Genomic DNA, 10802 nt, shown 5'->3' on the forward strand with positions numbered 1-10802 from the left:
GTGCCGCATGCTGCGGCCATGACGGAGGCACTTCCATGAAGACCACACGTTTGCTTGCCATCGCTTTGACCACCGCCACCGCGTTGGCTGCGGCCCCCGCCTTCGCTGACCCGCCGCATCACGCCCGCGGCAACGGCCCGCCGCCGCATGCAGGCGGCCCGCACAACCGTGATGCGCCGCCGCCCGGCTGGCAGAAGAAGGCCTGGCGTCGTGGCGACCGCCTGCCCTGGGCCGAAGTGGACCGCCGCTACTGGGTGGACGATTACGCGCGTTATGACCTGCGCAATCCGGGTCGCGGCCAGCGCTGGGTGCGCCAGTCCGACACCGAGTACCTGTTGGTGGAGATCGCGACCGGCTTGATCATCGACGCGCTGCATCGTTGAATGCGGAGCGCGCCGGGGCCCTGTAGCCGTGGCCCCGGCGGCGCTTCCACCCTACGAAGGCCGTCATGAACGATGCGAACCACCGGAATCCAGAACGCGCTTCTCGCTGCGTGCCTCGCCGCAGGCCTGCCGGCCCATGCAAGCCAACGCCCATCGTCGGCTGATGCAGCGGCGATCGAACACGTGGTCGAGTCATTCCGCGCCTCGCTCATCAACAAGGACAAGCCGACCTACATGAGCCTGTTCTTTTCGGACAGACCGGAAGATATCGGCTGGCAGTTCGTTTCCGAAGATGCCGGCCGATTGAACGTCGCTTGACGCGGCCGACCCCAGGCCGCGAACCATTCAGCATGCGCATTGGCAATCAGTCAGGGATCGGGCACAGTTCGGCCACGCGCAAGGACGCACGCCATGACCCGCCTGCTGATCATCGAAGACAACCCCGAGCTCGTAGCCAACCTGTACGCTTTCTTTGAACCTATCGGCTACGTGCTGGACGACGCCCGCGACGGTGCCAGCGGCCTGCGCCGGGCCACGCAGCACGACTACGACGCCATCCTGCTGGACCTGATGCTCCCGCGCCTGGATGGCATGACGCTGTGCCGAAAGCTGCGCCGGGAATTCCAGAACCCGGTGCCGATCCTGATGCTGACCGCGCGCGATCCGGTCGAGGACCGCGTGCAGGGCCTCGCTCTCGGCGCCGATGACTACCTGGTCAAACCGTTCTCGCTGAAGGAACTGGATGCGCGGATCAAGGCCCTGGTGCGACGCGCCCAGGGCCGTCAGGTCGACAGCGTACTGGCGTGGAAGGACTTGCAGGTAGATACGCGCTCGCCGCAGGCCTGGCGACAGGGGCGCTGCATCGCGCTGACGCCTACGTCGCACAAACTGCTGATGTGCCTGGTACGCGCGGCCCCGGCCGTGGTGCGCAAGCAGGAGATGGAATACCTGGTCTGGGGCGACGAGCCACCGGACAGCGGCGCGCTGCGTACCCACATCCATGAGCTGCGCCTGCAGGTGGACCGCAGCTTCGACACCACGTTGATCGCCACGGTGCACAGCGTCGGCTGGCGCATGCCGGCGTGACCCCTGCCGCTCTCTACCGCCGCCTGGCCCTGCGTACCCGCATCACGATTTCGTTCGTGCTGCTGATGGCCGGCGCGATGGGCTTCATCGTCCTGGCCGAACAGGTGGACTACGACCAGGTCAGGGCCGCGGTCATCGCCCGGACCCAGGACAGTGCCGTGCACAAGCTGCAGGCAGCACTGGCCCGTGGCGAGCGCCCCGCCCTGCCCCCGGGCAGCCAGCTGTACGACAGCCATAGCGTGCCGATGGTGCTGCGCCAGTACGGCCTGGGCTACCACGGCGAAGCAGGACCCGACGAGTGGCACCTGCGTGTGTTCGACAGTGGCGGCCAGCGCTACTACCTGCTGCAGGACGCTGCACCCTATGGCTACCTGGAACACCTGATCAATGCCTTTGCCGCGGTGGTCATTTCGATCTGCGTGCTCGGCGCCTTCCTGATCGGTCGCAGGGTGGCATCGCACGTCATCGCGCCCATCACGCAGTTGGCCGATGCCGTGCAGAGCAGGCGGAAGCCCTTTCCCTGTCAGGACGCCCGCGACGAGATCGGTGTACTCGCCCGTGCCTTCGCCCGGCACAGTGATGAGCTCGAACGGTTCCTGCATCGCGAGCAATGCTTCAGCGGCGATGCCAGCCATGAGCTGCGCACGCCCTTGGCCATCATCGGCGGCGCTGCGGAAACCCTTGCCTGCCAGCTTCCGTCCGACAGCCACCTGGTCCCCAGCGCGGAGCGTATCCTGCGCACTACCCAGGAGATGCAGCGCCAGCTGTCCTGCCTGCTGCTGCTCTCACGTACCCCCGGCTCCGTGCCGCGCAACAAGGTGGCCCTGCGCCCATTGATCGAATCCTGCATGGAGCGCTGCCAACCGTGGATTTCCGGCAAGCCGGTGATCGTTGCGTTTGATGCCCGGCATGACGCCGTGCTGGACACCAACGCAGATCTGGCGCACAGCGTGATCTGGAACCTGCTGCGCAACGCCTGCCAGTACACCGAAAGGGGCGAAGTGAGGATCACCCTCCACGACACCGCACTCACCGTCGCCGACACCGGACCCGGCCTGCCCTCCAGTATCGACCCACAGCAGTTCCAGCGCTTCGTGCCCGGCAGCCCGCACAATGGCGAGGGACTGGGGCTGTCCATCGTGCAGCGCATCGTCGAGCACCTGGGCTGGAGGATGACGGTGCACTCCTCGCAGCAGGGATGCCGGTTCAGCCTGGAATGGCCCGCCTGACGGTTTCCTGACACGCGCGTGCACATGCTGGGGATTGCTCACTTCACGGCGGAAACGGCATGCAGCACCCCAAGGACAGCGGCAAGTACCCGCATGGCAAGACCGGCCTGGGCCGCATCTTCCACACCCTGATCCATTCGCGAGACGGATTCATCGCTACCTTTCGTGGCGAGGCTGCTTTTCGCCAGCTGCTGCTCCTGCACGCGCTGTTGATCACTGCAGCGTTCGTACTGGACATCAGCGCGGTCGAGCGCGCATTGGTGTTGGCGGTCTGCTTCATCAGCCTGCTGGTGGAACTGCTCAACTCGGCGATCGAAGCCGTGGTTGATCGCATTTCGCTGGAGCAGCATCCGCTGTCCAAGAACGCCAAGGACATGGGCAGCGCCGCGCAGACCACCGCGTTGTTGATGGTCGGCGCAGTGTGGGGCGTGATCCTGCTGGGCTAGCCCGGCAAGGCTGACAACTTCCTGATAAAGCCGTTTCGATACTGCGCGCACTCCTGTTCCGCGGAACCTGCTCGTGCGCCAATGCCTCCGTTTTCCACGGCCCCATCCGATCATCCTGGTCTGGGCCGCAGCGTTTTTCTTCACCACGATTGGAAACATCGCCCTCTGGAAGACGCTGTGGGGGCTGATCGACCTCAACAGCCTGCGCAGCGTGCTGTTCCTGGCCAGCCTGCCGCTGGTGCTTTTCTGCCTGTTCAACCTGATGCTGACGCCACTGCTGGCACTGCCGTTCCTGCGCAGGCCGCTGCTGGTGCTGCTCGTTGTCGTCAGCGCCGCCTGCAGCTACTTCATGCTGCACTACAACGTGCTGATCGATCGCAGCATGGTGCAGAACGTGTTCGAGACCAACCAGGCCGAACTGAACGCCTATCTGTCGCTGCCACTGCTGTTGACCCTGCTGGCGCTGGGCGTGCTGCCCGCTGCCGGGCTGGCCCTGGTGCGCACCACCAGCGGGGCCGGTTCGATACGTTCGCTGCTGGTGTGGCCAGTCAGCGTTCTGGCGTCATTGCTGGTACTGCTGGCAATCGGCTTCGCGTTCTACAAGGACTATTCCTCACTGCTGCGCAACAACCGCCACATCCGCGACCAGGTGCTGCCGTTGAACGTGGTGCGGCATACCCACGGTTATCTGAAAGGTCTCTACAGCACCCGCCAGCAACCGCTGCGCGCGATTGGCATGGACGCACAGCGCGCGCCGGGCCCGCGCCCGAAGCTGGTGATCCTGGTCGTCGGCGAGACCGCGCGATCACAGAACTTCCAGCTCAACGGCTACCCACGCGCGACCAATCCCCGGCTCTCGCGCAAGGAAGGCGTCATCAGCTTCAATGATGTCTCCTCATGCGGGACCGCCACGGCCATCTCGGTGCCGTGCATGTTCTCGCAGATGACCCGAGGCCAGTACGACGACGTGCGCGCCGCAACCGAGGAGAACGTGCTCGACATCCTGCAGCGCACCGGCATCAGCGTGCTCTGGCGCAACAACAACAACGGCGGCTGCAAGGGCGTGTGCGAACGCGTACCGACCGAGGACATGCCTGCGCTGAAGGTGGCCGGCCAGTGCGTCAACGCCGACGGCACCTGCTACGACGACGTGCTGCTGCACCAGTTGGGCGCACGCATCGATGCCATCAACGGCGACGCCCTGATCGTGCTGCATCAGCTCGGCAGTCATGGGCCGACCTACTTTGAACGGTATCCCGCAGCGTCGCGGGCTTTCAGCCCGACCTGCGACAGCAATCAGATCCAGCACTGCAGCAACGAGGCACTGGTCAACACCTATGACAACACCCTGGTGCACACCGACCAGGTGCTTGCGGAGGCCATCGGCCTGCTGCGGGGCTACTCGGCCCACCGCGACGTTGCGCTGATCTATGTCTCCGACCATGGTGAGTCGCTCGGCGAACGCGGCATGTACCTGCATGGCACGCCCTACTTCATCGCCCCGCGCGAACAGACCCAGGTGCCGATGATGATGTGGTTCTCAACGGAGTTCAGCCACAACGCGGGCCTGGACCTGGCCTGCATGCGTGGGAATGCGCTGCACCGCGCGTACAGCCATGACAACGTCTTCCACTCGTTGCTGGGCCTGTTCGGGGTCAGCAGCACGGTATACCAGCGCGATCTGGATGTGTTCGCCGGTTGCCGCACAGGGACGGCCCAGAGGACTACCGGGCCCGCGGTTGTCAGCGCGCCTGTTGCCGCGCTGCCAGCGAGGACCCGGCGTTGCTGGGCCAGGCTGAGCCTCGTCAGAAGTCCGCAGCTGCGGCGACGCGATGCTCTGGGCTGCTGGCGAGGCGTCGCCTTCGGATGGGTTCGCGGCACCGCTGGGCGCGGGGGGTTATCACCTTGATGACGTTGATCATCTTGATGCACCTGGCGGGCGCTGCTAAGGTCCCGGCAGAGTGCTGCTCCTGATCGGCCGCTTGGCGCATTTCCGGCACCGGTCTACTGGCAACAGGGCAAAGGATATGGCCGACAGAAAGTACTGGTTTACAGCGCGCAGTCACGGATGGGGCTGGGGACTGCCCTGCGCGTGGCAGGGCTGGGTGGTCTATGCGATCGCCTTTGCGCTTCTGCTCGGCGGTCCGTTCCTGTTCTCACCCTTTCGCAACCCTGTTGCCTTCCAGATCTACACTTGGACAATCGTAGTCGCGCTTGTGCTGGTCTGCTGGCGCAAGGGCGCGCCCCCCGGCCCGATGTGGTGAGGGCGGCGCTGCCGGATCTTAGTTGGCCAGGGCGAAATCCAGGCCCGCACACACCGCCGCCACCTGGGCGTCGTTGCATTCCTGCGGATTGGTGCGCGGGCTGTCCGGGTAGACCTCGGTGGTGGTGGCAAAGCGCGCATCGGTGAAGCCAGCGCAGGCGCCGATCGAACGGGATTCGCCCCAGACCACGCCCGGCGACTGCAACGGCAGGCCGACCAGATTGCCTTCGGCGTCGGCCGGGGCGATGTGGGTGATGGGCGCCACTGCGGCGATCAGTGCCTTCTGGAACTCGGCCTGCGGATCTTCACTGTTGCCGATCACGTAGAAGCCATCGGGAATGGTGTCGCGCTCGAACGGCTTGCCGTCGCGGGCGCAGCGCGCCGGATCGAACTCGTTCAGGTCGCTGTCGGTGGTCTCGTGCAGGTCCAGATGCACCAGCAGGTTCGGCTTGCGCTCGGCCACCCAGCGCATCAGCGCGGCGGCTTCCTCGATCTGGCCGCCGTCACGGAAGCTGCGGTTCGGGTCGATCGCATCCGGGTTCCAGCGCTGGATGCGCTCATAGCCCCACGGGCTGACGCAGGGCGCGACGATCAGGTTCAGCCGGCCCAGGTAACGCTCCGCCTGCTGCTCCAGGAACTGCAGGGCACCGTGCACGCCGCTGGTCTCGTAGCCATGCACGCCACCGGTGATCAGCGCGGTCGGCAGCGCCGGGTTCCAGTCGTGGTTGACCACGGCGAACAGCGGGTAATGGTCCGGCGCATAGTCCAGCTGGCCGTACTGGATCACGTCGAAAACGCTGTCGTCCAGGCGCTCAAGGGCGGCCACCACGTCATCATGGTAGCTGCGCTGGCGCTGCTGGCGGGCCCGCCACTGTGCGCGTTCCGCGTCGCCCCAGGGCTGTCCGGGGGTGCCGATCGGGTAGAACTGCGCAACAGTCATGGGGGTACTCCAAGGATCGAACGGGTGGATGCAGCCGGACATTCTAAGCCTTGTCGCGCCTGCGGGTACCGCCCCCCAGGCCCCGCCTTCATCCAGCCGGGGTCATCTGGTTGTAAAATCAACGGTTTTTGGCCCCTCACCCCTTGATGGCGAACACAGCGCAGCCGGTCCTGGGTGGACCGGAGTTCCTCCGCCTGCTCGCCCGTCTCAGCGACGGCGCGATGCCGGCCAGCAGTCCCGCCCTGACCGATCGCCTCGGCCAGTGGGTGGACTGGAGCCGTGCCGTGGCCCTGTCCGGGGCGCTCGGAGGACGCCTGCCCGAGCCCGGTGAAGCCGTCGAAGCGGTCGAGGATGTGCTGGCCGACTGCGCCCAGGCGCACGCCAGCCTGCGCGCCTCGATCAGTGAGGACGCCGAGGCCGAGCGCCTGCTGGACCTGGCCGAGGCCGCTGCCGCACCCAACTTCGCCTCGCTGCGCCAGCGCTACCGGGTGTTGCAGCAGGCCATCCAGACCGCCACCGGGCGCCTGCGCGGCCGCCTGCGCGACCAGCTGGTACAGGTCTCGCCGGAGCTGGCGCGGCTGGCCGAGGTCGATGCAGTGATGGAACAGACCCTCACCCCGCGCGAGCACAGCCTGCTGGCCACGGCGCCGGCAGTGCTCGGCGCCCGTTTCGACCGCGTGCACGGCCAGCCCGGCTGGCGCGCGGCCTTCCGCCATGACATGCGCACCCTGCTGCTCGCCGAGCTGCAGCTGCGCTTCCACCCGATCGAAGGGCTGCAAGACGCCCTGCGCTCCCACTGACCGGAACACCATGTCCAGAACTGCTTTCCATGTCGTTGTTTTCCTTGTCGGCCTGCTGGCCGTGTGCTGGATCGGCATCGGCTACGTTTCGGTGCATCCGCTGGGTGCAGCGGTGGCGGCGATCATCGCGGCCTGCTACATCGCCGGCGGCGTGGAGCTGTACCGCTACCGCCAGGCCAGCAACGGCCTGCGCGCCGCACTGAATGACCTGTCCAGCGCGAAGGAAAGCCTCGCCCCATGGCTGGAGCGCGTGCCGGTAGGCCTGCGCAACGCCGTGCGCCTGCGCGTGGAAGGCGAGCGCACCGCCCTGCCCGCACCGGTGCTGACCCCGTACCTGGTCGGCCTGCTGGTGCTGCTGGGCATGCTCGGTACCCTGCTGGGCATGATGGACACGCTGCGTGGCACCGGACTGGCCCTGCAGAGCGCGACCGACATGGCCGCGATCCGCGGCTCGCTGGCCTCGCCCGTGCAGGGCCTGGCGGTGGCCTTCGGTACCTCGATCGCGGGCGTGGCCAGCTCGGCCATGCTCGGCCTGCTGGCGGCGCTGCTGCGTCGTGACCGCCTGCTGGCCGTGCAGCAGCTGGACCGCGCCATTGCCGGCGACCTGCACCCGTATTCGCAGGCCTGGCAGCGCGCCGAATCGCTGCGCCTGCTGCAGGCACAGTCCGCGGCGCTGCCGGCGCTGGTCGACCGCCTGCAGGCGATGACCAGCACCTTTGAACAGCACAGTGCGGCTGCCAACGAGCGCCTGCTGGCCGGCCAGGCCGAATTCCTGACCCAGAGCCAGGCGCTGCAGGAGCGCCTGGCGGTCTCGCTGCAGCAGTCGCTGCGTGAAGGCGCCGAAGCCAGTGCCGCCGCCATCGGGGGCGCGCTGCAGCCGATGGCCGAGACCACGTTGGCCGGTCTGGCCCACCATGGCGAGGCACTGCACGCCCGCGTCGAGCGGGCCGTGCAGCAGCAGCTGGTTGGCCTGAGCGACGGTTTCGAGCGCAGCCGCGTTGCGACCGAAGCCAGCTGGGCCAAGGTGGTGAGTGAACAGACCCAGGCGCAGCAGGCGCTGGTGAGTGATCTGCGCCAGCACCTGCAGGCCTTCAGCGATGGCCAGGGCACGCACGCCGAAGCACTCGTCGCGCGTATCGGCGAGCGCCTGCAGGCCGATGCACAGAGCAATGCAGACGCCTTGCGTGCCGCCGCCGAGCAGCAGCAGGCCCTCAACAGCGCGCTTGCCGAGCGCCAGCAGCAGGCGTTGATCGCCGCCAGCGAACATCTGGACGCGCGTGCGCAGGCGCTGCTGCAGGCACTGGAACAGCAGCACAGCGCCAACCAGTCACTGCTGCAGGATCATGAAGCGCAGCGCTCGCAGCAGTGGCAGGCCGCGCAGGCCGCCGCCGCGACTGCGCACGCCGAACTGCAGGCCAGCCTGGAAAGCCGCGAGCAGCAGCGCCAAGCGCGCTGGGACGCGGTCAGCGCCGAGTTGCAGCAGGCCCACGCCGCCCTGCAGGCGCAACTGCAGGCTGGCGACGAACAGCGCCTGCAGCGCTGGAGTGATGCCCTGCAGCACGTTTCCACCGAGCTGGCCGAGCGCCTGCAGGCCAATGGCGAACGCCTGGCTGCGCAGCAGCAACAGGTCTGCGACACGCTGGCGGCGACCGCGCAGCAGATCGGCGAGAACGGTCGCGCGCAGGCCAGCGCCACGCTGGCCGAAGTTTCCACCCTGCTGCAGACCGCGGCGGCGGCACCGAAAGCTGCTGCCGACGTCATCAACGAGCTGCGCAGCACGCTGTCCGAGAGTCTGGTGCGTGACAACGCAATGCTGGAAGAACGCGGCCGCCTGCTGACCACCGTGCAGACCCTGCTCGATGCGGTCAACCATGCGTCGCACGAACAGCGCACCGCCGTGGACGCGCTGGTTGGCGGTTCGGCCGAGCTGCTGGAGCGCGTTGGCAATCGCTTTACCGACCATATCGCCGCCGAGACCGGGAAGCTGGACGGCATCGCCGCAGCGCTCCACGGCAGCGCCGGTGAAGTGGGCCAGTTGGCCAGCACCTTTGGTGAAGCAGTCGCGCAGTTCGGCAGTGCCGCCACCGCGCTTTCCGGCCGCCTGGAACAGATTGGCGGCGCACTGGACGCCTCGCTGGCCCGCAGCGATGAGCAGCTGGCGTACTACGTGGCACAGGCGCGCGAGGTGGTCGACCTCAGCCTGCTGTCGCAGAAGCAAGTGATGGAAGAACTGCAGCAGCTGGCCACGCGCCGCGGCAAGGCCGGCAGCGCATGAGCGACGAGCTGGAGGTCGATGGCGGCTCGCATGCCCCGATCTGGGCCGCCTTCGGCGACCTGATGTCGGTGCTGCTGGGCGCGTTCGTGCTGATCCTGGTGGGTGTGGTCGCGGTGCAGCTGGAGCTGTCGCAGCGGTTGGACCAGGAAGTGAAGCAGCGCCAGGCCGAAGCCAAGCGCCTGCAGACGCTCGAACAGGCACTGGCTGGCCCGCTGGCTGCCGGTCGCGTGACGCTGGTCGACGGCCGCATCGGCATCAGCGGCAGCGTGTTGTTCGCGCTCAACTCCGACCAGCTGCAGCCGGAAGGCAAAGAGCTGCTGCGCAGCCTGGCGGCACCGCTGGCCGCCTACCTGGGCAGCCGCGAGGAGATCCTGATGGTCAGCGGCTTCACCGATGACGCGCCGGTACGCGAAGGCAACCGGCGTTTCGCCGACAACTGGGAGCTGTCCGCGCAGCGCTCGCTGACCGTGACCCGCACCCTGATCGCCGATGGCGTACCGGCCGACGCCGTGTTCGCCGCCGCGTTCGGCAGCGAGCAGCCGGTCAGTTCCAATGCCAATGAGGAAGGCCGCGCACGCAACCGTCGCGTGGAGATCGCGCCGATTCCCAAGCCCAAGGCCCCGGATGCCAAGTAAGCCGCCAGCGCTGGAGGGCCTGCGCGCACTGGTGCGCGACCTCGATGCGGGGTCGCGCTCGCTGCCGCATTACCCGCAGGTGCCGATGCTGCAGCAGGTGCAGCGCGAATGGTCGGAGCTGCGCAGCGAACTGCAGGTGCGCCGCTCGCTGCGCGCCGAGGCCCCGGCTGACGGCGGCCCGCTGAACTCGGCGGTGCTGGTGCAGCGCATGCTGGACACGATGCAGGCCACCAGCCCCGGCTACCTGCGCCACTTCATCGACTATGTGGACACCTTGTCCTGGCTGCAGGCGCTGCAGGATGGCGCCGCCAGCGGCAGTGATACCGCAAAGCCGAAACGGACACGCAAGCCGCGCTGACCGTTGAATGGTAGTGCCGGCCGCTGGCCGGCAGCTACGCACCTCCGCGCGGGTCATGTCGTTGCCGGCCACGGCCGAAGCGCGCAAGCGGCGCTGAGCAGCGAATGGCCGCGCTGAACATTGAATGATGGTGCCGGCCGCTGGCCGGCATCACATCCAGGCTGACCACGGCCGAAGCGCGCACGCGGCGCTGAACAACGAATGGCCGTGCCGAACATTGATTGGTAGTGCCGGCCGCTGGCCGGCATCACATCCAGGCCGACCACGCCCAAAGCGCGCGCAAGCGCCGCTGAACAGCGAATGGCCGCGCTGAACACTGAATGGCAGCGCCGGCCGCTGGCCGGCAGCTACGCATCTCCTCGCGGGTTCCTGCGGTTGCCGGGCGCC

The 10802-nt window shown here is 67.4% G+C and carries 11 protein-coding genes and 1 pseudogene; 11 read left to right on the forward strand and 1 reads right to left on the reverse strand.

The genetic code is table 11. The annotated features are described in order from the left end of the window. Positions 1-35: 35 nt before the first annotated feature. From O0J15_RS11495 to O0J15_RS11525, 7 genes and pseudogenes are all read left to right on the forward strand, one after another. A complete protein-coding gene (locus O0J15_RS11495; RefSeq protein WP_021204235.1) occupies positions 36-383 on the forward strand; it encodes an RcnB family protein in 348 nt (115 codons plus the stop codon). A 72-nt stretch (positions 384-455) separates the two neighbouring features. Beyond that, positions 456-677, forward strand: a pseudogene (locus O0J15_RS11500) (nuclear transport factor 2 family protein); the annotation flags it as partial. A gap of 117 nt (positions 678-794) precedes the next feature. Then, the gene (locus O0J15_RS11505; RefSeq protein WP_019659910.1) at positions 795-1469 is read left to right on the forward strand and encodes a response regulator transcription factor; all 675 of its coding nucleotides are present in this window, start codon (positions 795-797) and stop codon (positions 1467-1469) included. After that, positions 1466-2698, forward strand: coding sequence for a HAMP domain-containing sensor histidine kinase (locus O0J15_RS11510; RefSeq protein ID WP_308305677.1), 1233 nt, complete (start codon positions 1466-1468; stop codon positions 2696-2698). Before O0J15_RS11505 ends, O0J15_RS11510 begins: the two co-directional genes overlap by 4 nt. A gap of 59 nt (positions 2699-2757) precedes the next feature. Continuing rightward, entirely contained in the window at positions 2758-3144 is a 387-nt protein-coding gene (locus tag O0J15_RS11515) for a diacylglycerol kinase (RefSeq protein ID WP_021204238.1), read from the forward strand. Between the two features lie 73 nt (positions 3145-3217). Beyond that, a complete protein-coding gene (gene eptA, locus O0J15_RS11520) occupies positions 3218-5053 on the forward strand; it encodes a phosphoethanolamine transferase EptA (protein ID WP_308305678.1) in 1836 nt (611 codons plus the stop codon). 52 nt (positions 5054-5105) lie between these two features. Beyond that, positions 5106-5408, forward strand: coding sequence for a hypothetical protein (locus tag O0J15_RS11525; protein ID WP_227853028.1), 303 nt, complete (start codon positions 5106-5108; stop codon positions 5406-5408). Positions 5409-5426: 18 nt separating this feature from the next. Here O0J15_RS11525 and O0J15_RS11530 read toward each other — a convergent pair whose 3' ends face one another. After that, the gene (locus O0J15_RS11530; RefSeq protein ID WP_021204241.1) at positions 5427-6347 is read right to left on the reverse strand and encodes a M14 family metallocarboxypeptidase; all 921 of its coding nucleotides are present in this window, start codon (positions 6345-6347) and stop codon (positions 5427-5429) included. A gap of 146 nt (positions 6348-6493) precedes the next feature. Between O0J15_RS11530 and O0J15_RS11535 the strand changes: the two genes are divergently transcribed. Genes O0J15_RS11535 through O0J15_RS11550 form a run of 4 tightly spaced genes read left to right on the forward strand, consistent with a single transcriptional unit; the run spans position 6494 to position 10415 of the window. Beyond that, on the forward strand, positions 6494-7147 hold the full coding sequence (locus O0J15_RS11535; RefSeq protein ID WP_308305679.1) for a DUF3348 family protein: 654 nt from the start codon (positions 6494-6496) through the stop codon (positions 7145-7147). A gap of 10 nt (positions 7148-7157) precedes the next feature. Beyond that, entirely contained in the window at positions 7158-9422 is a 2265-nt protein-coding gene (locus tag O0J15_RS11540) for a DUF802 domain-containing protein (RefSeq protein ID WP_308305680.1), read from the forward strand. After that, entirely contained in the window at positions 9419-10057 is a 639-nt protein-coding gene (locus O0J15_RS11545; protein WP_308305681.1) for an OmpA family protein, read from the forward strand. Before O0J15_RS11540 ends, O0J15_RS11545 begins: the two co-directional genes overlap by 4 nt. Next, entirely contained in the window at positions 10047-10415 is a 369-nt protein-coding gene (locus O0J15_RS11550; RefSeq protein WP_308305682.1) for a DUF2894 domain-containing protein, read from the forward strand. Before O0J15_RS11545 ends, O0J15_RS11550 begins: the two co-directional genes overlap by 11 nt. Positions 10416-10802 lie beyond the last annotated feature (387 nt).

The sequence above is a fragment of the Stenotrophomonas sp. Sm10 genome (assembly GCF_030985515.1).
GTDB lineage: Bacteria > Pseudomonadota > Gammaproteobacteria > Xanthomonadales > Xanthomonadaceae > Stenotrophomonas > Stenotrophomonas hibiscicola.

Bases quoted from the DNA above. Each gene is read 5' to 3' on its own strand.
- O0J15_RS11495 (WP_021204235.1), top strand. From the start codon at position 36: ATGAAGACCACACGTTTGCTTGCCATCGCTTTGACCACCGCCACCGCG.
- O0J15_RS11505 (WP_019659910.1), top strand. From the start codon at position 795: ATGACCCGCCTGCTGATCATCGAAGACAACCCCGAGCTCGTAGCCAAC.
- O0J15_RS11515 (WP_021204238.1), top strand. From the start codon at position 2,758: ATGCAGCACCCCAAGGACAGCGGCAAGTACCCGCATGGCAAGACCGGC.
- O0J15_RS11530 (WP_021204241.1), bottom strand. From the start codon at position 6,347: ATGACTGTTGCGCAGTTCTACCCGATCGGCACCCCCGGACAGCCCTGG.
- O0J15_RS11535 (WP_308305679.1), top strand. From the start codon at position 6,494: ATGGCGAACACAGCGCAGCCGGTCCTGGGTGGACCGGAGTTCCTCCGC.
- O0J15_RS11540 (WP_308305680.1), top strand. From the start codon at position 7,158: ATGTCCAGAACTGCTTTCCATGTCGTTGTTTTCCTTGTCGGCCTGCTG.
- O0J15_RS11545 (WP_308305681.1), top strand. From the start codon at position 9,419: ATGAGCGACGAGCTGGAGGTCGATGGCGGCTCGCATGCCCCGATCTGG.
- O0J15_RS11550 (WP_308305682.1), top strand. From the start codon at position 10,047: ATGCCAAGTAAGCCGCCAGCGCTGGAGGGCCTGCGCGCACTGGTGCGC.